A 19,846-nucleotide genomic window follows, 5' to 3' on the forward strand; every position below is an offset into this window, starting at 1 on the left:
TCCCCGACCCTCTCACGGTGAAGGGGTCGGCGGTGAGGTCGTTCGTCGCGCGTCGGACGCGTAACAAACGCTAAGTGGGCGTGGTGCCTGGCCTCGACTATGTGGCGTTCGGGAGCGGACGGTGGCGGCGACGGAAAGACGGTCGTCTGCATCGCGTGTGGCACCTCGCTGCGCCGGGCCGACGCTCGCGAGTACGACAAGGAAGGGGATCGCTGGAATCGACGAGGGAAAGACTTCGAACACCTCTGTAAGGAGTGTTACCGGAACCTCTGTCACCAGCCGCGAGACGAACTCGAAGCGTTGCTCGTCGACATCGCGGACGACGAGGCACTCTCGCGGAGCGACTTTCTGGAGCGGTACTACGGCGCCGTCGAGGAGCGGTACGACTCGGCCGAGGAACCCGAGTCCTGACCCCGCGCCGAAGCCTCGCCCGACACGTCTAACTACCCGTCACGTCTACCTCGGGGTATGACGAACGACGCACAAGCCGAGGCCGGGACGGCCGAAGGGCAGGGCCCCGTCGAGATCAGTCCGGTCGAGGCCAGGCAGTTACAGGAGAAACGCGAGGATCTATTCGAGGAGTTCGAGATCAGAGACGAGTTCCCACCCGAGGTGCTCCGCGAGGCGCGCGAGCGGACCGAAGGCGTCCAACAGGAGATCGAGGCGGAACTCGACGAGCGCCGCGACCTCCGGGATCTGACCGCGTGGACGACCGACCCCATCGACGCCCAGGACTTCGACGACGCCATCAGCGTCCGGGAGGAGGAAGACGCCTACCGCCTGTGGGTCCACATCGCCGACGTCACCCACTACGTCCACCCCGACTCGGCGATGTGGGAGGAGGCGGTCCAGCGGGGCAACACCGTCTATCTCCCCGCCTACACCATCCACATGCTCCCGCCGACGCTCGCGGAGACGGTCTGTTCGCTCGTCCCCGACGAGGACCGCCTCGCTCACACCGTCGAGATGGAACTCGACCCCGAGACGCTCTCCTTCGAGGAGATAGACATCTACAAGTCCGTCATTCGGAGCGACGAGCGACTCACCTACGGCGAGTGTGAAACTCGACTAGAGGACCCCGACGCGCCGCTCCACGAGGAGAACGTCCTCGCGTTCGAACTCGCCGACCAGATGCACGAACAGCGCAAGGAGGACGGCTCGCTCGTCCTCAACCCTCGGCGTGACCGCGCTCACACCATCATCGAGGAGTGTATGCTGAAAGCGAACAAGGCCGTCACCCACGAACTGATGTGGAACCGCGGCGTCGAGGCGATGTATCGCGTCCACCCTCAGCCCACGCCCGACCAGTGGAACGACGCGCTCCGCGAGATTCAGGAACTCGACAGCGTCTCCATTCCCACCGACAAGTGGGACGACCCGCGCAAGGCCGTCAACGGCGCCCTAGAGACCGCACCGGATCGGATGCTCTCGAAGATTCAGCGTGCCGTGTTGAAGGTGATGCCCCGCGCGAAGTATATGAACGACCCCTTCGGCGGTCACCACGCGCTCAACTTCGACATCTACGGCCACTTCACCTCTCCCATCCGACGACTCTCCGATCTCATCAACCACTGGATCGTCCACGAGAACGACGTCCCCGAGGATCTGATCGCCCTCTGTGACCGCGCCTCCGACCGACAAAAGGACGGCGAGACGGTCGAGCGACTCTACAAGGGATTCATGGAGGAGATTGGCCTCGACCCCTACGCGGTCAACAACCGCGGCGTCGTCACCGTCGACGACGACGGCACCCAGGTCAACGAAGAAGGACTACCGCCCGCGGACGGCTGATTCGTCGCCTCTCACCCGCCGCGCACTACCACCCCGGGATTCTCGGCAGCGAAAATCAGGGCGGTACTTTTGTATATCGACCCGCCGTGACTCCGACTGGCCCGTCGGCCCACGACCGACCGGCCAGCCGTCGAGTCGGATCGACCATGCATCGACCCCGTCCCGACGGCTCCTTTCGTACCATGGGGGGTGGTTCACTCCCACCCCAAATACCGCACAACGTCGCTACTCGGCGGTATCGGCGACGGCGTGAGGGGGAGACTGGGGGGGATACCCCCGAGACTCACGCCGTAATCGCCGCGTGTGGGACACGGGGCGGGCCCCAGCCCCTCGATGGGCGCCGGGCGCCATCGGCGTATGGTTCTTCCTGATAATAAATGTATAATTCGCTGTCCTCCTCCCGACGGTCACACACCGCGATCAGCCCGTCCGGGCCCACGCCGGCGTCTCGACGGTCGTCTCCCCGAGGCGTGTGTGAACGTACCGGTATCTGAGGGTTCCGCCCGTGTAGGTCACCTCCGTCTCGAGTTCGAGGATCCGGCCGTCCGTCGCGACGACGACGGTTCCGGACGCGTCCGTCCCGGCGCCGTACGTGTTCGAGACGGTGTTGTCGTGGACGCCCGTGACGTTGTAGACGTGCGCGACAGTACCGTTTCGCTCGACGGTTCGCTCGTGTTCGAGGGTATAGAGGAGCAGTTGAGAGAGCAACACCCGGCGATCGATCGACTGGACGACCCGCTGGAACCGTGCGTTCGACTGTCCCACGAGGCTCTCGTTTCGGACGTCCCACTGCGAGAGCGTGCCGTCCCGCAGGTACACCTCCCGGTGACCGTCCGTCCCCGCTATCGACGCGTACAGCCGTCCCGTCCCCGTCTCGTAGGCCATGCCCAGCGTGGTCTCGTTTGCCGACTCGCCCTCGGTGTCGACCTCCCGGGATCGGTATTTGACTGTCGCTGAGGGACCGGTGAGGACGGCCCGGTAGTGCGCGTCGACGGCGACCGTTCCGTTCTCGACGCCCGCCGCGGACCACCCGGCGGGGTAGGACGGGTTGGGGGTCGCCGTGTCGGTGGGCGTCGCCGGAACGGGTGTGTCGGTGGCCGTCGGCGTCCCAGTCGGCGTCGCCGACGGCGTCTCACTCGGCCCGAAGCCAGCACACCCCGCAACGAGGAGCATCGCCACGGCTGCGAGCGTTCGCAGTGACCTCTGATCCATACGTCACACCGCGTACGAGTCGCTAATCATCCCTGTGGTTCGCCGTGCAGTGTCGGTCCACCGTCCGAGCCACTCCCCGATCCAGCGGTCGGAGGTGTCGGGCCACCGCCGACTCAGTCGCTATCGCGGCCGCCAGCGTGCGATTCCCGGCCTCGAATGCGCGGTCCTCTCATCACGCTCGGCGGCGACGCCCTCGCCGTGGGACAGACACTTGTCCCGCTGTCCCCTACGGCAGGCGATGACCGACCAGTTGGTGACGGCCGGGATCGACTGCTGTCGACGGGCCGGCCTGTCCGTCACCCGCCCAGCGGACGGTGGACAGCCCCCTGCGGTCGCGCAGCCACGCTCCGACGGAACCCGAGATGCCACCGGCCCGTTCCCCTCCCTCGTGGCCGACGGGCGACCGGTGGCCGTCGAACCGATTCGCGACCCCTCTCCGACGCTCGTCCTGTCCCGCCTCTGGAACGACCACCGCAACGGGCGGGCGGCGCTGTTCGTCGTCCCCGACCGCGAGCGGGCCGCACGCATCGAGACGCTTCTCGCCGACCCCGTCGGCGTCCGGGCCGCCGACGACCGCGGCCGAACGTTCTACTCCGGGCCGGATCGGGTGCCTCTCGCCGAAGGCGGCTACGCCGCCGTGCCCGCGGGGACCGATCTCCGGTGGCGCGAGTCGACCACCGTCCGGGCGATTAGCGGGATTCGAGCCGACGCGACCGACCAGACCGACGCTGACCCCTCCGCGCTTCCCGACGACTCGACGCCCGACGCCGACGGTCCGTGGCTTGAACTGCTCGCCGACGACGAGGTACTGGTTCGTCTCGCCGGTGTCGACGCCCTCGACTGCCCCGCCCGCGAGCGCTTCCCCTACGCCTACGCACGCGACCGAGACAAACAGATCCGCGTCGTCGACTTCGCCGGGCGTCCGGTCCAGCGGTATCCCGGCATCGGGGCGATGCGCGACGACGGCTTCCGTCCCGTTCCGGCCCCCCTCGTCCCCGAGCACATGTTCGACGCCCCCGTCGACGGCTGGTGGGCCGTCGTCGTCGCCGACGAGGACACTGACGGCGACCCGCCCTAACTCCCTCAGTCCTCGGCGAAGTACGCGGGCCGCCCCAGCCGATCCGTGATGTCCGTGGGTTCTGCCGTCCCGCACCGCGGACAGGCGTCCGGCACCGTCGGCGTCGCACTGACGGTCCCGCACGCGTCACAGGCGACGTACTGGAGGCCGAGCATATCCCCGCTCGGGCCGCGCCGCGCAAAAGCGTGTCCACCGTGGGGTCGCCACCCCGAACCGTGATACGTGTCCCGACCCAGGTACGGCCGATGGTTTCGCTCCGCACTCGCCTCCGGTTGCTCTCGATTCTCGGACTGCTCGGCGGCATCGCCCACCTACTCCTGGCCGACCGACTCCTAGCGGCCGCTCAATGGGGGTACGCCCGCGTCCTCGCCGTCGACTTCGAACCCCGCCCGAACGCGACACGGCGCGTGCGACTCGTCGGCGTGCTATTTCTGGGCGGCTCGGCGCTCGTTCAGTATCTGGCGCGTCGTATGGGTGAAACGTAGATATCTGGTCGCCGCTCGCGCCTCAGCAGGGGTGGCTCGGAGTCTTCCCTTCGATGGCCGGGCACCAATACGGGAACTGTGTCGCGGTCTATCTCACCCTCGCCTCAGGGCTTCCAGATCCTCACACCGCTACGGTGTGAGTGAGGGCGTCGGCCTGGCTCCCTGCCCGGACCATCGCAGAGCACGCCTGTGGCCTTCCCGCCCGTCTACATCCGGCCGCCTCGGTGACGCACGCCCGTCACCACGGGATTCGAATCCTCGGACGACACCGGCGGCTCTATCCGTGGGAAGACTCGGTGTCCGTCACTCCCGACAACCATAGACCGATACGGTACAAACTCTACCTCGACCGATGACACTGGAACGTTCCCACGTCCTTATCGCGGAAGATAGCGAATTCATGGCACAGCGCGTGCTCGAGGCGCTTCAATCGCCCACGTACGACATCACTCACGTCCGCTCCGCAGAGGAGGCCCTCGAGATGCTCGAAACCGAAGCGGTCGATTGTGCGCTCGTCAACTACGAACTCTCCGATCAGACGGGGATCGAACTCATCGAGTCGGCCCCGTCCGATATTCCTATTATCCTACTCACCTCCGCGGAGATCGACACCATCGCGGCCGAAGCCCTCGACGCAGGCGTGACCGAGTTCGTACGGAAGGATAACCTCGCCGCCGGGTCGATGCCGGTTCTTGCCAATCGCGTCGACGTTGTGATCAGGGCTGCTCGGTGACCACGTTACAGCGTCTCTCCCCGGACAACGTTCCGTCGTCGGCCGACACCCTTCGGCCACCGTGACACGAATTGGAGCCGTCGAACCCGCTTGTGACGCCGTTCGAGACGTTCCCCCCGTCGCTTCAGCAGGCAACGGCCTCGGCCGAAGCGACGACGCGATGCCGGTGTGTGAGACAGATCCCCGAATACAAGTTTACTGCGCCCGAACGGAACGTGTGAGTAACGTCTCGGAATATCGATGCATCGGCTGCATGGAGTCGACAGTGACGCGCGAGTTCGACGTGTCGCATCTGTCCCGAACCTGCCCCGTCTGCGACGAGTTCGGTCGGTTCGTCAACACTGTGGTTGTCGAGCGATTCGATGCGCTGGCCGCGGACCCGCCGGCACACCTCCACTGGGAACAACTCGACCGCCTGCAGAAGTGGTTGATCGCTGAACGACTCAGCCGCAAAGACCACTCGCTCGACGACATCGAGGTAACGGTTGGCGACGACGAGACGCCCGAGGACGGCGGCGCCGACGTCGGCGCCCAAGCGTGACGTCCGAACCCCACACCGGCCGGTAAGCGGATCGGACGCCCGAGACGAGGTGGTTACTCGGCCGGCTTCCGCGCGTAGCGTGGTCACACACCCGAATCGCCCTCCGTGGTGTCTTCCCAATAGTGCCATCGAGACGCCATCCGGTGGGACCGCTCGGACCGACGACCGGGGGATCACGTCGCCTACATCGAGACTATCGAAGTAGTTTGACGAGCGAAGCGCTGAGCTACCGTCTGTGTCGACCCACGAAAATGCGGAATGGGACCGCCGTGATTCGAACACGGGTCCAACGCACCCCATGCGCAGAGGATACCACTACCCCACGGTCCCGCGTTTTCAGGCACGACCGTGTCCGGGTTAAGCGTGTCGTTTCCGCTTTACACCAACACTCGTTCGAGGTCGACGACGATGCCCGATTCGGCCCCGGGGTCGCCGACGAGTCGGCCGAGACAGACCGCCGACCCGTCGGGGGTGAAACAGGCGACGAGCGCGTCTTTCGGCGCGTCGTCGGCGTCGAGCACACCGGGGGCGTAGACCGGCGCACCGGTCGCCACCTGCTCGGCGGCGCTGGGGGCGACGGTCACGGCGGGTAGCCCCGTGAGGATGCGTTCCGCGGGGGCGACCACCTCGCGGAGCGGTTCCTCGTCGCCGTCCTCCGCGAAGGCGAGCGCATCAGCGAGATCCTGGAGCGTCGTTAGGTCGCAGTCGTCGAAGGGGTCGGTGGCCGACCGCCGGAGGTCTCCCATGTGCGCCCCGGTGCCGAGCGCGAGGCCGAGGTCGTGACAGAGCTTGCGGACGTAGGTCCCGCTTGCACACTCGATCCGGAGGAGGACCTGCCGATCCCGCGTTTCGAGGTGGTCGAGGGTGTGAACCCGGCGGGTGCGGAGCCGTCGGGAGACGGCGCTCTTGCGGGGCGGTTTCTGGTAGATCTCTCCTTCGAACGTCGCGAGGACATCTGGGAGGTCGGCCGGCGGAGCGCCGTGGAGTTCGAGGACGGCGATATACTCCTTGCGGCCTTCGAGAAAGACGGGGGCGAGACGGGTGGCGTCGCCGAGCATCGTCGGCAGGCAGCCGGTCACCTTCGGGTCGAGCGTGCCCGCGTGGGCGGCCCGGTCGACGCCGGCCATATCGCGCACCCACCCGGCCACCTGGTGTGCGGAGGGGCCGGGCGGCTTGTCGAGGTTGACGACGCCGAACGCGAGGCGGTCGTCGAGCGACCGGTCGCCGGGCGGATCGCGCAGGCTCACGGCTGGAAGTCGTCGACGACCGCGACGGGGTAGCGACCCTCGTCGGTTGCGGGGTCGTAGCGTTCGACCGCGGTCGTGAGAATCGCCCGTACGTCGTCGGCGGTCCACCGCGCGGTGTTCACGACGAGATCGTAAATCGAGAGGTCGTCGATGTCGATCCCGTAGTAGTCGGCGTAGCGCTTGTGCTCACTGCGCTCGCGGCGTTCGGTCTCCTCGCGTGCGCGCTCGACGGACTTTTCCTCGCGCTCGGCGATGCGGGCGGCTCGGACGCCGATTGGCGCGTCGAGCCAGAGGCGGAAGTCGGCGTGATCGCCGGCGATCCACCCCGACAGCCGGGATTCGAGGACGAGGCTGTCCCGATCCCGGGCAATCTCGTACAGCCGACGGTCGAGGTCGTGATCGATCTGTTCGTCCTCCTCGGCGAGTTCGTTGAACTCGACCGGAGAGTACCCCCGCTCGGCCGCGAGGTCACGGAAAATGTCGCCGCCGCTGACGTGCTCCAGATCGAGCGCCTCCGCAAGCCCGGCGGCGGTGGTGCTCTTCCCACTGCCCGCCGGCCCGGACACGGTGAGTAACATATCGCCACTCATGGTGGCCGTCTAAAAGAGTATGTTCACTTCGCCGCGCGAGCGTGCTCCGTTGCCCGCCTTGGAACCGGGGTCCGCGGGATCAGGTCCCGGTGGGGCTGATGTCGATGTTCAACCCCTTGCGGATAATCTGGGTGAAGCCCATCGAGCAGATGAAATACCAGACGATCCACACCTGCACTGGCCCGAGGATCTGCTCTTTCCACGCGACCGATCCGCGGAAGGGCAGGACTATGGTCCCGAACTGTCCGCTGGAGGGGTCGCCGATCCCCACCTTCCAGTACATCCAGAGGAAGACCGGGATGGTGAGGAACATGATCCACACCATGGGGCGGAACTGCTCTTTGAACATGCCCATCTGGTCGCCCATGGCGTCCATCTGCTCGTCCTGAATGCGGTCGAGCGCCTCGTCGTCGCCCCGTTCTTTCGCCGCCTTGCGTCGCTCTTGGATCTCCTGCATCTTCTCTTGATACTCGCCCATCATCTCCGAGTCCATCAGATTCGCCTGCAGGAGCGTCGAGTACAGCCCCGTCACCACCGCGAGGACCATGACGACGGCGTAGAACGGCAGCGCCGTGTTCAGTGGCCCGAGGGGGACGTCCATGGCGGTGCCAATGATGTTTCGCATCGGCGACCACGAGTAGCCGGCCATGAGTCCCACGCTGACCACCGCTGCGCCCTTGTCCCACTTCGACCACGACGAGTCGCTATCGTCGCTGTCGGCCGAGGTGGTCGCTGTCGCCCCATCGCTGAGTGCGTCGCGGGTCGCCTCGGGATCGGCCAACCTGAACCCAGCCTCGCCGTCGATCAACACCCCCTTCTCGATCAGGCGGCCCCACTGTCCGCTCGATAGGTCGTCCCGGACGTCGACCCACTTGACCTCGCCGTCCTCCGCGCGGTCGAGGACCGTCTGGACGACCGCCTCCATCTCCGCGTCGTCGGAGACGAGGTCCCGCACCTTCTGCTCGATCCGTGCCATTGCCACCGAGTAACCTCCCACCGGTTATGAACCTTTTACTCCGTCCCCGACGGGAGCCGTCCGCCGTCACCGCTCGTTCGCGCCCCTCTCCGTGTCGACGCTCAGCGGCCGCCCGTAGACGTGCCTCCCGGCGTAGTACCACATGTCGACGCCGACGGCGACCAGCGAGAGCCCGCCGGCTGCCGCGGCGACGAGCACCAGTGGCCCCCCGACGCCGCCCGCCTGTCCGCCAACCCCGACCGGCAGGGCCAGCCCGAGCGCGACCTTCGCGGCCCCGCTCAGTCGAACCCAGTCGATTCGGGCGGTCGCCGGGTTCTCGAACGCGGCGACGACATCGAACGCCCCCGCGGTGACGACGAGGACAACCTGGACGGCCAGCGCCGGCGTGCCGAACGGGGCCGCCCCGGCGAGCACGAGGATGCCGCCGATCAACGCCAGTAGGCCGGCGCCGAGGGCGCCACACAGCCGTCGGTGAGTGGTCGCGTGCACGCTAGGGTCGTCGCCCGCCGGCGAAATACCGGTTTCGCGTCAGGTCGCGGCGTCGACCTCGTCGTGGAGCGCCTCGAAGACCTCGTCGGGCGTCCCCTCGCCGTCGACTTCCACGAGGATACCTTCCTCGCGGTAATGCTCGACGACCGGCGCGGTGTTGTCCTCGTACACTTGGAGGCGTTCGCGGACGGTCTCCTCGGTGTCGTCGTCCCGCTGAATCAGATCGCCGCCACAGTCGTCACAGACGCCCGCAGTCGCCGGCGGGCTGAATTCGACGTGGTAGTTGGCGCCACACTCGTCACAGACCCGTCGACCGGTGAGTCGCTCGACGAGTTCCGACTCGCTCACGTCGAGGAAGACGGCGACGTCGAGGTCGGTGATCTCCGAGAGATACTCGGCCTGATCGAGGTTGCGCGGGTAGCCGTCGAGGACGTAGCCGTCCGCGTCCTCCAGGGCCGTCTTGACGATTTCGTTGACCACCGCGTCGGGGACGAGTTCGCCCGCCTCCATGTAGGCTCGCGGCGTGTCGTACGCCGTGTCCATGTGGCCGATGTCCATGTCCTTGTTCGCCCGGAGGGCGTCGCCGGTGGTGACGTGTTCGATGTCGAACGTCTCGGCGAGGCGCTTGCTCTGGGTTCCCTTGCCCGCACCCGGTGCACCGAGCAACAGCACGTGTGGCTGGCTCATACGGGTAGCTCCGCCTCCGAGTATAAATGAGTAAAGGAATCGCGCGCGTGAGCGGTGGGCCGACTACGACAGGTCTGCGATCCGCTCGCAGACGGCGTCGGCGAACTCGCTGGTGGCGAGTTTCGTGCCGCCCTCGATCTGTCGGTGCAGGTCGTAGGTAACCTCGCCCGCGGAGATGGTCGTCTCGACGGCGTCACGGACCAGGTCGGCGGCGTCGTCCCAGCCGAGCTGTTCGAGCATGATCCGACCCGAGAGGATCATCGCCGTGGGGTTGACCTTGTCCTCGCCGGCGTACTTCGGCGCCGAGCCGTGGACGGGTTCGGCAAGCACGCGGCCGTCGCCGAGGTTCGCGCCCGGCGCGATGCCGAGGCCGCCAATCTGGGCGCCCGCGGCGTCCGAGAGATAGTCCCCGTTCAGGTTCGGCATCGCCAGCACGTCGTACTGCTCGGTCCGCGTCAGGAGCTGCTGGAGCATGTTGTCCGCGATGCGGTCCTTGACGACGACGACGTCCTCGGGGGCCTCGCCGTCGTACTCCTCCCAGAGTTCGTCCTCGGTGATGACTGCCTCGCCGTACTCCTCTTCGGCGAGTTCGTAGCCCCAGTCTCGGAAGGCCGCCTCGGTGAACTTCATGATGTTGCCCTTGTGAACCAGCGTCACCGAGTCGCGGTCGTTCTCGAGGGCGTACTCGATGGCCTCTCGGATCAGGCGCTTGCTTCCGAACTCCGAGATGGGCTTGAGACCGATGCCGACCGGGCCGTCGTGGATGACGCCCGTCTCGCCCATCTCGTCTTCGACGAACTCGCGGACGCGCTCCGCCGCGTCGGTGCCAGCCTCCCACTCGATGCCGGCGTAGACGTCCTCGGTGTTCTCCCGGAAGTTGACCATGTCCATCTTCTCGGGGGAGGTCACCGGCGAGGGGACGCCGTCGAGGTGGTAGGTCGGGCGGACGTTCGCGTACAGATCGAGTCGCTTCCGCAGAGCGACGTTCAGCGAGCGGAAGCCGGAGCCGACGGGCGTGGTCAGCGGCCCCTTGATCGCGACGCGGTGTTCGCGGATGGCCTCGACCGTCTCGTCGGGCAGATTCTCGTCGTAGCGCTCGCGCGCGGACTCGCCGGCGTAGAGCCGCATCCAACTGATCGAGCGCCCCGTGGCCTCCGCGGCGGCGTCGAGTACTTGCTGGGCAGCGGGGGCGACATCGGAGCCGATGCCGTCGCCGTAGATGATCGGGATGATCGGGTCCGACGGTACAGCGAGCTCTCCGGTGTCCGCGTCGACGGTGATACTATTTCCGTCGTCGGGAACCTCGATGTTGTCGTAGCTCATATCGTCGCTGAGTTCGCCCACCATCGTGAAAGAACTGCCGTTATCCCCGAACGACCGCGGTATGGCCTGTCCCGTCGCGACGCTCGCCGCCGTGACGGAGTCCGCGTCCGTGCCGCGACGGGCGTCGAGAGTGGGTTCGACGAGCGCCTAGCGCACCGCTGTAGGACGCGGCGTCACGAACTTCCGGGCGGGGCGCTCCTGGACGGTTCGGTCGGGCGTGACGCTCACGAATCGGTCGCGTCGCCGGTCGTAGGCGGTGAGGGTGCCGCCGTAGACACAGCCGGTGTCGAGACCCACCGCCCCCGGTCGGACGACGGGCGCGTCGAGCGGCGTGTGGCCGAAGAACACGCGTGTGTCGCCGTCGTAGGCGTCGTACCAGAACGGGGGTTCGTAGTCGCCGTCGCCGAGTTCGCGTACGTTCTGGACATCGTCGACGGTGTGTTGAGCGAGGGGTTTGCGCGGGTCGATACCCGCGTGGACGACGAGGCCGCCGTCCCAACTGATCGCCACGGGCTGGTCGGCGAGCCAAGAGCGGTCGTCATCGTCGAGGCCGTCGACGGACTTCTCGCCGCGAAGCAGCTTCTCCTCGTTGTTGCCGCGGACGGTCAGGACGTTCGGCTGCGACCGCACGCGCTCGATCACGCCGGCGCTGTCCGGTCCCTTCCGCACTAGGTCGCCGACGAAGATCACGAGTTCGCCGTCCGCAGGTGATAGACGGTCGAGCAGCGCCTCCAGTTCCGTCAAACAGCCGTGGACGTCGCCGACGACGTAGACGTTCGCCCACGCGTCGACGTCGATGCGACGGTGGGCGTCCCCCAGCGCGGCGTCGAGCCCGGCAGTGTCGATCATCACACGCAGTTGGTCCGCAGGCGCACATAAGCGGCGCTAGTTGTAATCCGGATGGCTATATAGCACCGGGGATGCGCAACCTCTTTCCGCCGCTCACGCCAATGGCAGCCATGAGCGTTGGATCCCTCGACGAGACGACCGTCGAGAAGTATCGCCGGGCCGGCGAGGCGTTGCGCACCGTCCTCGACGAGGCGGCGGAGATGATCGAACCGGGTGTCTCCCACCTCGAAGTCGCGGAACACGCCGAGGCGCGGATCGACGAGTTGGCCGACGGCCCCGCCTTCCCCGTCAACATCAGCGTCGACGAGGAAGCCAGCCACTCGACGCCCGCCCGCGACGACGACACGGAGTTCGGCGAGGAGATGATCTGTCTCGACGTGGGCGTCCACGTCGACGGCTACATCGCCGACGCCGCGACGACGGTCGATCTCTCGGGCACCCCCGAACTCGTCGAGGCCGCGGAGGAGGCCTTGGACGTCGCCGTCGACGCCGTCGCTCCCGGCGTCGACACGGGAACCATCGGCGCCGAAATCGAGGAGGTGATCCGGGGGTACGACTACACGCCCGTTCTCAACCTTTCCGGGCACGGCGTCGAACAGTGGGATGCCCACACGGGGCCGAGCGTCCCGAACCGCGGTGTCGATCACGGGGCGGAACTCGAGGCCGGTGACGTGATCGCCATCGAACCGTTCGCCACCGACGGCCGCGGTAAGGTGCGCGAGGGGAACAAAGAGGAGATCTACGGGTTGGAGCACGAGCGGTCGGTGCGCAACCGCCAGGCCCGGCAGATCCTCGAGACGGTCACCGAGGAGTACCGCACGCTACCCTTCGCCGGCCGGTGGTTCGACGGGCGCCGCACGGATATGGCGCTCCGGCGACTCAAACAACAGGACGTGATTCACGGCTATCCCGTGTTGAAAGAGGAGGAGGGCCGTCTCGTCAGCCAGGCCGAACATACCCTCATCGTCACCGAAGACGGCTGTGAGGTCACGACCGCTTAGGCGTCGTTCATCCGCTGGATCGACTCCGCCTCACAGACCGCACAGACCGCGACCCGATACGGCTCCCGTGAGAACGCGGCGTTTGCCGAGGCGGGGTTCTCCGTTCTGATCTCCACCCTGACCGCGTGTCTGGTCTCTCGGCCACAGTCGGGACACAGTTCGTGGTTGGTGTCTGGGTCCGGTCGTTTCGCCTTCATCGACTCTCCCTTTCGGTGCCGTTTGCATAAGCCCCGCAGTCGGTTAACCCGGATTAAACCCGGTTAATCCGGTGGCAACCGGATTTTCACCCGTGAGAATCCGCCGATGTCAGACAGACGTCACACGAGCCGGGCGGCGGCGGCCCCCGCTTCGACCGCCGAGCGCCGGCCGCGTGGCGGGCGGTATATACGGCTGGCTCTCCCCCGCGACCACATGGAGCAACTGTTCGCCCCGTGGCGCATCGAGTGGGTGACCCGCGACGACGCCGACGATGTCGACGGCTGTCCGCTCTGTGTCCTCCCCGACCGTGACGACGACCGCGCGAATCTGATCGTCGCCCGGAGCGACCACGCCTTCGTCATCCTGAACAACTACCCGTACAACCCGGGACACGCGATGGTGGTCCCCGACCGCCACGACGGGGACTACCGCACGCTCGATACCGAGGAGTTGCTCGATCACGCTCGACTCAAACAGCGCACCATTGACGCCGTGGAGACGGCCTTCGACCCCGACGCCCTCAACGTGGGCCTCAACCTCGGCGGCGGCCCGGCCGGTGGCTCCATCGACGACCACCTTCATACCCACGTCGTCCCCCGGTGGGACGGCGACACCAACTTCATGCCCGTCGTCGCGGACACGAAGGTCATCGTCGAGGCGGTCACGGACACCTACGACCGCCTCCACGCGGCCTTCGCGGCACACGCGGACACAGCGCCCCCCGACGAAGACCGCGCCGTCCCCCTCACGCTCGATTAGACCGAGTCGAAACCTCGCTTCTACACCCCTAATGACACCGCTTATGTGGGTCTGGCTCCTCGATGGGGCTACATGCCAGGCGACCGCGCCGCGTTCCTGAAGGCGTCGTGGGTCAACGTCGTCTCGAACGTCCTCAAGATCACCGTCGAGGGGATTCTCGGCGTTCTCTCGGGGAGCCTCGCGCTCATGGCCGACGCCGCTCACTCGGTGGCCGACCTGCTGGCGAGTGCCGTCGTCCTCGTCTGGGGGCGATTCGTCTACGACGACCCCGACGCCTCCCACCCACACGGCCACGACCGGTTCGAACCCCTCTCGGCGCTTTTCGTCGGAGGTGTGCTCGTCCTCCTCGGTCTGAAACTGCTGTACGACTCCGGGAACGCCCTCCTCACCGGTCCCAGCGCCGAGTACAGCGCAATCCTCGTCGTCGGCCTTCTCTTTGCTCTCGTCGACCGTTATGCCTGCTACTGGTACACCTGTCTGGTGAACCGGGACGTCGAATCCCCGAGTCTGCGGGCACTCGCCGCCGACAGCAAAAACGACATCTACACCACGCTCGCCGCGTTCGTCGGCGTCGGTGGCATGGCGCTTGGCTATCCCATCTTCGACCCGCTGGCCGGTGGCCTGGTGAGCCTGCTGGTCATCTATCAGGGGATCGACATTTCACGGGAGAACATCCGGTATCTCTCCGACGGCGCGCCCCCGGCCGAGGAACGCGAGCGGATCGAGGAGGCGATCCGCTCACACCCCGAGGTTCGCGGTGTTCACGACTTCGTCGCCTACTACTCCGGCCACGTGATCGAGGTCGAGTTCCACGCCGAGATCGACGGCGACCATTCGCTCGCGGCCGCCCACGACATCGAGACCGAACTCCGCGAGCGGGTTCGCGAGATCGAACCCGTCTCCGACGTACACGTCCACCTCGACCCCGCGGGCCTCGGCGAGTGGAAGGACGCCTCCGAGCGCTCCTCGCCGTCGACGACCCTCCGCTAATCGAGCGTCTCCGTCACCCACGCGTAGTGGTCGTGGAGCGCTCGCTCGCCCGCCCCTGTGAGTTCGTAGCGGTCGTGGATGCCGTCGGCCGTCTTCGCGAGGTGTCCGGTGTCGGTCAGTGTCTCCAGCGCACCGTAGAAGGTCTTGGGTTCGATCCGTTCGTCGTAGCGCGACTCCAACGCCGCCTTGCACTCCTGGGCCGTCGGCGTCCCCTCGCTCGCGACGATCACGCAGATGTCGCGCCGGAGGCCACTTCGCAGCCACTTCATACCGGGTGGCCGAAGACGTACATCGTCTCGTGGGCGGTGATCTCCACGTCGACCCGGTCGCCGGGTTCGATCCCGTGTTCGTCGGCGTTCTGGACGATCACCTGCCGGTAGGCGCCGTCTCGACACTTCACCGAGTCGCCGGTGCCCGGCCGAACCGCAAGCACCTCGCGGCGCTCGCCCACCATCGACGCGTGTACCTCGCCGACCACCTCACGTTTCAACTCGGACATCGCCTTCGAGCGCTCCTTCTTGAGCGTCCCGCCCAGACCTTTCATATCGGCGGCGTCGGTCCCCGGCCGCTTCGAGAAGCGGGTGACGTTGATCTTCTCCGGGCGAACCCGGGCCAGAAGCTCCATGCTCCGCTCGTGGTCGGCGTCCGTCTCGCTGGGGAAGCCGACGATGAAGTCCGTCGAGAGCGTCCAGCGGTCGAGGCGGTCGTCGAAGGTGTCGACGACTTCGAGGAACTCCTCGACCCGGTGCTGGCGGCGCATGTCGGCCAGTACCGTATCCGACCCCGACTGGACGGGCGCGTGCAGGAAGTTGTAGATTTTCTCGTTGGCGGCGAAGACGTCGGCGAGTTCCTCGCGGACGCCGTGGACGCCCTTCGGGTTGGCCATCCCGACACGGACGCGGAAGTCGCCCTCGATGTCACAGATTCGATCCAGTAGCTCCGGCAGGAGGCTCTCGCCCTGATTGCGGTCCCAGCCGTAGACGCCGGTGTCCTGGCCGGTGATACGGAGTTCTGACGCGCCCGCGTGGACCAGCGCCCGCGCCTTCTCGACGTTCTCCTCGACCGACGGGGAGTCGAGTCGCCCCGTCGCGCGCTTGGTGATGCAGTACGAGCAGTCGCTCATACACCCGCGGGCGATGGGGAGGATGCCGATGACGCCGTCGAGAATCGGTTCGGCGTCCGGCGTGGTGGTAGGACACTCGCCGTTCATCGCCGCCTCGGGCACCTCGTCCCAGTGGACCACTTGGGCGTCGACGTCGGCCTCGGCGAACGCATCCCCCTGTGCCAGCGCCATACACCCCGTGACCACCAGGTCGCCCGTCTCGGCTTCGAGTTCCGCGGCCCGGCGGAGCATGTTTCGCTCCGTCTTCTCGACGACGGTACAGGTGTTGAGGATGGCAACGTCGGCGTCGTCCGGCCCCTCGGCGGGGTGGTGCCCACCGTCACGGAGCCGTCGCTCGATGGACCGGCTCTCGCCCCGGTTGGCCGTACACCCGTACGTCTCGATGTGATAGCGGGCCATTCGCTATCCGAGCTAGCGCCCGCGCGGAGAAAAGCGCGACGGTCCGCTATTCGAATCCCTCGACGAGGGCGACCCCCGCCGACGCGCCGATCCGTTCTGCGCCCGCATCGAGCATCGCCCGCGCCCGCTCGGTCGTGTCGATTCCGCCGCTTGCCTTCACCGGGAGATACGCCGCCAGCAGTTCCACGTCCGTGACGGTCGCTGGCCCCGCAAAGCCCGTCCCCGTCTTCAGGTAGTCGGCGTCGGCCGCGACGGCCGCCTCGCCCGCGCGATGCGTCTCGGCCTCGGTCAACAGCGGCGCCTCGACGATGACCTTCACCGGGAGCGGCACCGCCGCCACGAGTTCGGACAGTTCGTCGACGACTGCGTCGTCGTCGCCGGCCCGCAGACGCCCGACGTTCACCACTACGTCGAGTTCGTCGGCGCCGGCCTCCCAAGCCGCGACCGCCTCCTCGCGTTTGACCCCCGGCGCATGCTGTCCGTGCGGGAAGCCAACGACCGTCGCGAGCGTGACGTCCGGGGCCGCCGCTCGCACCTCGTCGACGTAACACGGGGGAACACAGGCGTTGGTGCCGTACTCGGCCGCCGCCACGACGACCTCTTGGGCGTCGGCCGCCGTCGTCTCCGGGCCGAGGACGGTGTGATCGATGCGGGCGGCGAACTCGGCTCTGTCCATACCCCTCGTCTTGCGGCCGCGGAGCGTAAGGCTTTCCCGGTGACTCCCCGCCTACCCTCCATGCGCTTGGCGTTGCTCCCCGAGGGGTTCGCCCTCCCGCCGCTCCCCTACCTCATCGCCTTGCTCGCCGGTCTCGTCGCCGTCGCTGCCCTCCTCTCTCGTCGCCGCCCACCCGTCACCGAGCGCCTCGTCCTCGCCGCGACGCCGTGGATGGTCCTCGGCGCCGCCGTCCACGTCCTCTATGTCCTCCGGGCGCTCCCCACCCCTATCCGCCCGTTCGCCGGCACGCCCGCGGTCTATCTCTCCGTCGCCGTCCTCGCCGGGGCGACGTGGCTCGTCGCCGACGCGACGGCGCGGGGAACCGCCACGCTCGTCGGCGGCGTCGGCGCCGCCGTCTTCCTGCCCGTCGTCGCGGCCGTCGTCGGCGTCGGCCTCGCTCGCGATACCCTTCGGGTTGCTCCCTCGGCCGGCATCCTCGTTGGGACCGCCCTCGTCGCCACCGGTGCGTGGACGCTCCTCCGGCGAACCTGGCCCGACGTGGCGGTCACCGGCCGGATCGGCGCCCTCGCCGTCACCGGCCACGCCCTCGATGGCGTCTCGACGGCCGTCGGGATCGACCTCCTCGGCTTCGGAGAACGGACCCCTCTCTCCGCCGTGGTCATCGACTTCGCGGCGTCGCTTCCCACCGCCTCCCTCCTCGGAAGCGGATGGCTGTTCGTCCTCGTGAAACTCGTCGTCGCGGGCGGGGTGGTCGCCCTCCTCACCGAGACGGTCAGCGAGGAACCCACCGAGGGTCGTCTCCTCCTCGGCTTCGTCGCCGCCGTCGGTCTCGGTCCCGGGGTCCACAACGTCCTCCTGTTTGCGGTCGCCTGACCCGATTCACTCGCCGTCTAAGAAGCGCAACCGGTAGTCGTAGTACGCGCCGTCGTACAGCACCACCCCGCTCCCGGGGTCCTCGACGTGGGCGTCCTTCTCGACGTTCCCGTCGAGGAAGGCACGGGCGTGAAGTCCCGTCAGGACCGCCCGGTAGGCCTCGGAGTACGGATGCGTCTCGCCGTAGCCCTCGCCCCGCGCGTCCCGGAGGATGGACCGGGCCTGCCCGGACAGATCCTCGCCCGAGAGCCGTGCAGTGACGAACCGCGCCCGCAAGATGGCCTCCATGCGCTCGGGCGTCTCCGCCACCGGGTCGGCCGTCGCCCGGTAGACCGGTTCGTGGAACCGCTCGCGGCCTACGTCGACAGCGTAGACGGCGTCCCGGTAGGCGACGTGCGTCGGGGCGTCCTCGCCCACGAGGCGACTCGCCGCGGCCCGCTCGGCGTCGCGGTAGACGTAGCCGCCGCGCTCCACCAGTCCCACCGGCATCCCGCCCGCGTTGCCCCGTGCCCGGGCGGCCATGTGGGCGACGTGGACGACGCCCCGGTCTCGCTCGGACAGGTCGTCGACGGCCACGGCCGCCGGCGCGTCCGGGTCGTCGGCGTCGGCGACCCGCGACAGGCGGAGCACCGGGTGGGTGACCGCCGCCTCGTCGACGACGACCGATCCGAGGCGGTAGTAGGTCCCCTCGTGACGGGTGTAGACCGGGTCGTCGGGCCGGGCGCCGAACGGGCGTCGGTACTGGGTCGTGTACGCCTCGCCGTCGAGCGCGGCCGCGAAGGCGTCCGCGTCGTCCGGGCGCTCGGTCGCTTCGAGGTTGATCACGTATCTCGACCGGAGCGGCGTCGACGTCCGCGAGAGGCGGAGCCGGAGGGTCCGCCCCGTGTCGTCGCCGCCACCGCCACCGAGGCCGTCGAGACACCCCGCCAGTCCGGCGAGTCCGGCCGCCGTGCCCGCCGCGAGGAAGCGTCGTCGGTCCATGCGGGAGGGTCAATACCGCGACACAAGGGGCCACCGGTGACTGAAAGGGACGGTTGACCGACCCCACGCGATCCCGGGGTATTTTCTCCACGGCGCGGGTGATTCCGGTATGGCCATCCAGCCGCATCTGCGGGTCGACGCGGACGACGTACACGACGTGGCGCTTCTCCCCGGCGATCCGGGGCGCGTCCAGCGGATCGCCGACCGCTGTGACGCGGTCGAGGAACTCGCTCACAACCGGGAGTACCGCCTCGTCAACGGGGAGTACCGTGGCGCCCCACTGACGATCTGTTCGACCGGCGTTGGATCGCCCTCGGCGGCCATCGCGTTAGAGGAACTCGCGGCCATCGGCGTCGACACGGTCATTCGACCGGGGACGACCGGGGCGCTCCAGGCCGATATCGAGGTCGGCGACATGGTAGTCGCGACCGGCGCCGCCAAGGAGGAGGGGACGACCAAGCGCTACGAACGGGTGGAGTACCCCGCTGTCCCGGACTTCGAGGTGGTGAGAGCGCTGACCGACGCCGCCGAGTCGGCGGGTGAGGACGTCCACGTCGGCCCCGTCGTCACCGACGACGCCTTCTACGCCGAGACCGACGACTACGTCGCCGACTGGGAGGCCGCCGGCCTCCTCGCCGTGGAGATGGAGGCGGCCGCGCTCTTTACCTTGGCGCGCCGGAAGGGACTCCGTGCGGGTGCCATCTGCACCGTCGACGGGAACCTCGTCGCGGGCGCCCAGAAGGGCAGCGGTGACGTGAGCGAGGACGAACTCCCGCCGAAGGCCCGGAATAACGTCGCGCGGATGATCGAGTTGGCCCTCGACGCCGCCGTGGCCCTCGGCTGAC

General features: G+C 67.7%; 25 protein-coding genes and 1 tRNA gene. 11 read left to right on the top strand and 15 right to left on the bottom strand.

Annotated features, from left to right (window positions below; genetic code table 11):
• Positions 1-99 precede the first annotated feature (99 nt).
• On the top strand, positions 100-411 hold the full coding sequence (locus tag NO878_RS16165; protein ID WP_256407002.1) for a DUF7562 family protein: 312 nt from the start codon (positions 100-102) through the stop codon (positions 409-411).
• Positions 412-468: 57 nt separating this feature from the next.
• On the top strand, positions 469-1,791 hold the full coding sequence (locus NO878_RS16170) for a ribonuclease catalytic domain-containing protein (protein ID WP_256407003.1): 1,323 nt from the start codon (positions 469-471) through the stop codon (positions 1,789-1,791).
• Between the two features lie 420 nt (positions 1,792-2,211).
• Here NO878_RS16170 and NO878_RS16175 read toward each other — a convergent pair whose 3' ends face one another.
• Positions 2,212-3,003, bottom strand: a complete 792-nt coding sequence (locus tag NO878_RS16175) for a hypothetical protein (RefSeq protein WP_256407004.1) — start codon at positions 3,001-3,003, stop codon at positions 2,212-2,214.
• Positions 3,004-3,241: 238 nt separating this feature from the next.
• Between NO878_RS16175 and NO878_RS16180 the strand changes: the two genes are divergently transcribed.
• Positions 3,242-4,081, top strand: a complete 840-nt coding sequence (locus tag NO878_RS16180; protein WP_256407005.1) for a hypothetical protein — start codon at positions 3,242-3,244, stop codon at positions 4,079-4,081.
• Between the two features lie 5 nt (positions 4,082-4,086).
• Here the strand turns inward: NO878_RS16180 and NO878_RS16185 are convergent, their stop codons facing one another.
• Complete coding sequence (locus NO878_RS16185; RefSeq protein WP_256407006.1) at positions 4,087-4,236, bottom strand: hypothetical protein; 150 nt, start codon at positions 4,234-4,236, stop codon at positions 4,087-4,089.
• A 90-nt stretch (positions 4,237-4,326) separates the two neighbouring features.
• Between NO878_RS16185 and NO878_RS16190 the strand changes: the two genes are divergently transcribed.
• From NO878_RS16190 to NO878_RS16200, 3 genes are all read left to right on the top strand, one after another.
• Entirely contained in the window at positions 4,327-4,566 is a 240-nt protein-coding gene (locus NO878_RS16190) for a hypothetical protein (RefSeq protein ID WP_256407007.1), read from the top strand.
• Positions 4,567-4,918: 352 nt separating this feature from the next.
• Positions 4,919-5,299 (top strand): response regulator, encoded by a 381-nt coding sequence (locus NO878_RS16195; RefSeq protein ID WP_256407008.1) that lies wholly within the window; start codon positions 4,919-4,921, stop codon positions 5,297-5,299.
• A 253-nt stretch (positions 5,300-5,552) separates the two neighbouring features.
• On the top strand, positions 5,553-5,840 hold the full coding sequence (locus NO878_RS16200; protein ID WP_256407009.1) for a hypothetical protein: 288 nt from the start codon (positions 5,553-5,555) through the stop codon (positions 5,838-5,840).
• A 259-nt stretch (positions 5,841-6,099) separates the two neighbouring features.
• Here the strand turns inward: NO878_RS16200 and NO878_RS16205 are convergent.
• From NO878_RS16205 to NO878_RS16240, 8 genes are all read right to left on the bottom strand, one after another.
• A tRNA-Pro gene (locus NO878_RS16205) sits at positions 6,100-6,170 on the bottom strand.
• Positions 6,171-6,217: 47 nt separating this feature from the next.
• Positions 6,218-7,081 (bottom strand): RNA-guided pseudouridylation complex pseudouridine synthase subunit Cbf5, encoded by an 864-nt coding sequence (locus NO878_RS16210; protein WP_256407069.1) that lies wholly within the window; start codon positions 7,079-7,081, stop codon positions 6,218-6,220.
• A 2-nt stretch (positions 7,082-7,083) separates the two neighbouring features.
• Positions 7,084-7,665, bottom strand: coding sequence for a (d)CMP kinase (gene cmk, locus NO878_RS16215; RefSeq protein WP_256407010.1), 582 nt, complete (start codon positions 7,663-7,665; stop codon positions 7,084-7,086).
• Between the two features lie 91 nt (positions 7,666-7,756).
• Positions 7,757-8,653, bottom strand: coding sequence for a DUF106 domain-containing protein (locus tag NO878_RS16220; RefSeq protein ID WP_256407011.1), 897 nt, complete (start codon positions 8,651-8,653; stop codon positions 7,757-7,759).
• Positions 8,654-8,719: 66 nt separating this feature from the next.
• Entirely contained in the window at positions 8,720-9,142 is a 423-nt protein-coding gene (locus tag NO878_RS16225) for a DUF7994 family protein (RefSeq protein WP_256407012.1), read from the bottom strand.
• A gap of 39 nt (positions 9,143-9,181) precedes the next feature.
• Entirely contained in the window at positions 9,182-9,829 is a 648-nt protein-coding gene (locus NO878_RS16230) for an adenylate kinase (RefSeq protein ID WP_256407013.1), read from the bottom strand.
• Between the two features lie 63 nt (positions 9,830-9,892).
• On the bottom strand, positions 9,893-11,152 hold the full coding sequence (gene icd / locus NO878_RS16235) for an isocitrate dehydrogenase (NADP(+)) (protein ID WP_256407014.1): 1,260 nt from the start codon (positions 11,150-11,152) through the stop codon (positions 9,893-9,895).
• Positions 11,153-11,299: 147 nt separating this feature from the next.
• On the bottom strand, positions 11,300-12,001 hold the full coding sequence (locus NO878_RS16240) for a metallophosphoesterase family protein (RefSeq protein WP_256407015.1): 702 nt from the start codon (positions 11,999-12,001) through the stop codon (positions 11,300-11,302).
• Positions 12,002-12,111: 110 nt separating this feature from the next.
• Here NO878_RS16240 and map point away from each other — a divergent pair, with 110 nt between their 5' ends.
• Positions 12,112-13,002, top strand: coding sequence for a type II methionyl aminopeptidase (map, locus tag NO878_RS16245; protein ID WP_256407016.1), 891 nt, complete (start codon positions 12,112-12,114; stop codon positions 13,000-13,002).
• Here the strand turns inward: map and NO878_RS16250 are convergent.
• Positions 12,999-13,199 carry a DUF7835 family putative zinc beta-ribbon protein gene (locus NO878_RS16250; RefSeq protein ID WP_256407017.1) on the bottom strand — a complete coding sequence of 67 codons (201 nt, stop codon included), beginning with the start codon at positions 13,197-13,199 and terminating at the stop codon, positions 12,999-13,001. The two genes, map and NO878_RS16250, sit on opposite strands and share 4 nt — an antisense overlap.
• A 214-nt stretch (positions 13,200-13,413) precedes the next feature.
• Here NO878_RS16250 and NO878_RS16255 point away from each other — a divergent pair, with 214 nt between their 5' ends.
• Both NO878_RS16255 and NO878_RS16260 read left to right on the top strand, forming a co-directional pair.
• Positions 13,414-13,959, top strand: a complete 546-nt coding sequence (locus NO878_RS16255; protein ID WP_256407070.1) for an HIT family protein — start codon at positions 13,414-13,416, stop codon at positions 13,957-13,959.
• A 72-nt stretch (positions 13,960-14,031) separates the two neighbouring features.
• Entirely contained in the window at positions 14,032-14,949 is a 918-nt protein-coding gene (locus NO878_RS16260; protein ID WP_256407018.1) for a cation diffusion facilitator family transporter, read from the top strand.
• Here the strand turns inward: NO878_RS16260 and NO878_RS16265 are convergent.
• From NO878_RS16265 to deoC, 3 genes are read right to left on the bottom strand one after another with little or no spacing between them, the layout of a single operon-like run.
• Complete coding sequence (locus NO878_RS16265) at positions 14,946-15,218, bottom strand: PadR family transcriptional regulator (RefSeq protein ID WP_256407019.1); 273 nt, start codon at positions 15,216-15,218, stop codon at positions 14,946-14,948. The genes NO878_RS16260 and NO878_RS16265 overlap by 4 nt on opposite strands.
• Positions 15,215-16,471: a tRNA (N(6)-L-threonylcarbamoyladenosine(37)-C(2))-methylthiotransferase gene (locus NO878_RS16270; RefSeq protein ID WP_256407020.1), complete on the bottom strand. Its 1,257-nt coding sequence runs from the start codon at positions 16,469-16,471 to the stop codon at positions 15,215-15,217. The genes NO878_RS16265 and NO878_RS16270 overlap by 4 nt, the downstream gene beginning before the upstream one ends.
• A 46-nt stretch (positions 16,472-16,517) precedes the next feature.
• Entirely contained in the window at positions 16,518-17,147 is a 630-nt protein-coding gene (gene deoC / locus NO878_RS16275) for a deoxyribose-phosphate aldolase (RefSeq protein WP_256407021.1), read from the bottom strand.
• A 66-nt stretch (positions 17,148-17,213) separates the two neighbouring features.
• On the opposite strand from deoC, the gene NO878_RS16280 reads away from it, so the two are divergent.
• Complete coding sequence (locus NO878_RS16280) at positions 17,214-18,020, top strand: DUF63 family protein (RefSeq protein WP_256407071.1); 807 nt, start codon at positions 17,214-17,216, stop codon at positions 18,018-18,020.
• Positions 18,021-18,026: 6 nt separating this feature from the next.
• Here NO878_RS16280 and NO878_RS16285 read toward each other — a convergent pair whose 3' ends face one another.
• Positions 18,027-19,001: a hypothetical protein gene (locus NO878_RS16285; protein ID WP_256407022.1), complete on the bottom strand. Its 975-nt coding sequence runs from the start codon at positions 18,999-19,001 to the stop codon at positions 18,027-18,029.
• 109 nt (positions 19,002-19,110) lie between these two features.
• On the opposite strand from NO878_RS16285, the gene NO878_RS16290 reads away from it, so the two are divergent.
• Positions 19,111-19,845: a nucleoside phosphorylase gene (locus NO878_RS16290; protein ID WP_256407023.1), complete on the top strand. Its 735-nt coding sequence runs from the start codon at positions 19,111-19,113 to the stop codon at positions 19,843-19,845.
• The last annotated feature ends 1 nt before the right edge of the window (position 19,846 follow it).

Origin of the sequence: Haloplanus ruber, assembly GCF_024494725.1 — an archaeon.
Lineage (GTDB): Archaea > Halobacteriota > Halobacteria > Halobacteriales > Haloferacaceae > Haloplanus > Haloplanus ruber.

Bases quoted from the DNA above. Each gene is read 5' to 3' on its own strand.
- NO878_RS16165 (WP_256407002.1), top strand. From the start codon at position 100: ATGTGGCGTTCGGGAGCGGACGGTGGCGGCGACGGAAAGACGGTCGTC.
- NO878_RS16170 (WP_256407003.1), top strand. From the start codon at position 469: ATGACGAACGACGCACAAGCCGAGGCCGGGACGGCCGAAGGGCAGGGC.
- NO878_RS16175 (WP_256407004.1), bottom strand. From the start codon at position 3,003: ATGGATCAGAGGTCACTGCGAACGCTCGCAGCCGTGGCGATGCTCCTC.
- NO878_RS16180 (WP_256407005.1), top strand. From the start codon at position 3,242: ATGACCGACCAGTTGGTGACGGCCGGGATCGACTGCTGTCGACGGGCC.
- NO878_RS16185 (WP_256407006.1), bottom strand. From the start codon at position 4,236: ATGCTCGGCCTCCAGTACGTCGCCTGTGACGCGTGCGGGACCGTCAGT.
- NO878_RS16190 (WP_256407007.1), top strand. From the start codon at position 4,327: ATGGTTTCGCTCCGCACTCGCCTCCGGTTGCTCTCGATTCTCGGACTG.
- NO878_RS16195 (WP_256407008.1), top strand. From the start codon at position 4,919: ATGACACTGGAACGTTCCCACGTCCTTATCGCGGAAGATAGCGAATTC.
- NO878_RS16200 (WP_256407009.1), top strand. From the start codon at position 5,553: ATGGAGTCGACAGTGACGCGCGAGTTCGACGTGTCGCATCTGTCCCGA.
- cmk (WP_256407010.1), bottom strand. From the start codon at position 7,665: ATGTTACTCACCGTGTCCGGGCCGGCGGGCAGTGGGAAGAGCACCACC.
- NO878_RS16220 (WP_256407011.1), bottom strand. From the start codon at position 8,653: ATGGCACGGATCGAGCAGAAGGTGCGGGACCTCGTCTCCGACGACGCG.
- NO878_RS16230 (WP_256407013.1), bottom strand. From the start codon at position 9,829: ATGAGCCAGCCACACGTGCTGTTGCTCGGTGCACCGGGTGCGGGCAAG.
- icd (WP_256407014.1), bottom strand. From the start codon at position 11,152: ATGAGCTACGACAACATCGAGGTTCCCGACGACGGAAATAGTATCACC.
- NO878_RS16240 (WP_256407015.1), bottom strand. From the start codon at position 12,001: ATGATCGACACTGCCGGGCTCGACGCCGCGCTGGGGGACGCCCACCGT.
- map (WP_256407016.1), top strand. From the start codon at position 12,112: ATGAGCGTTGGATCCCTCGACGAGACGACCGTCGAGAAGTATCGCCGG.
- NO878_RS16250 (WP_256407017.1), bottom strand. From the start codon at position 13,199: ATGAAGGCGAAACGACCGGACCCAGACACCAACCACGAACTGTGTCCC.
- NO878_RS16255 (WP_256407070.1), top strand. From the start codon at position 13,414: ATGGAGCAACTGTTCGCCCCGTGGCGCATCGAGTGGGTGACCCGCGAC.
- NO878_RS16260 (WP_256407018.1), top strand. From the start codon at position 14,032: ATGCCAGGCGACCGCGCCGCGTTCCTGAAGGCGTCGTGGGTCAACGTC.
- NO878_RS16265 (WP_256407019.1), bottom strand. From the start codon at position 15,218: ATGAAGTGGCTGCGAAGTGGCCTCCGGCGCGACATCTGCGTGATCGTC.
- NO878_RS16270 (WP_256407020.1), bottom strand. From the start codon at position 16,471: ATGGCCCGCTATCACATCGAGACGTACGGGTGTACGGCCAACCGGGGC.
- deoC (WP_256407021.1), bottom strand. From the start codon at position 17,147: ATGGACAGAGCCGAGTTCGCCGCCCGCATCGATCACACCGTCCTCGGC.
- NO878_RS16285 (WP_256407022.1), bottom strand. From the start codon at position 19,001: ATGGACCGACGACGCTTCCTCGCGGCGGGCACGGCGGCCGGACTCGCC.
- NO878_RS16290 (WP_256407023.1), top strand. From the start codon at position 19,111: ATGGCCATCCAGCCGCATCTGCGGGTCGACGCGGACGACGTACACGAC.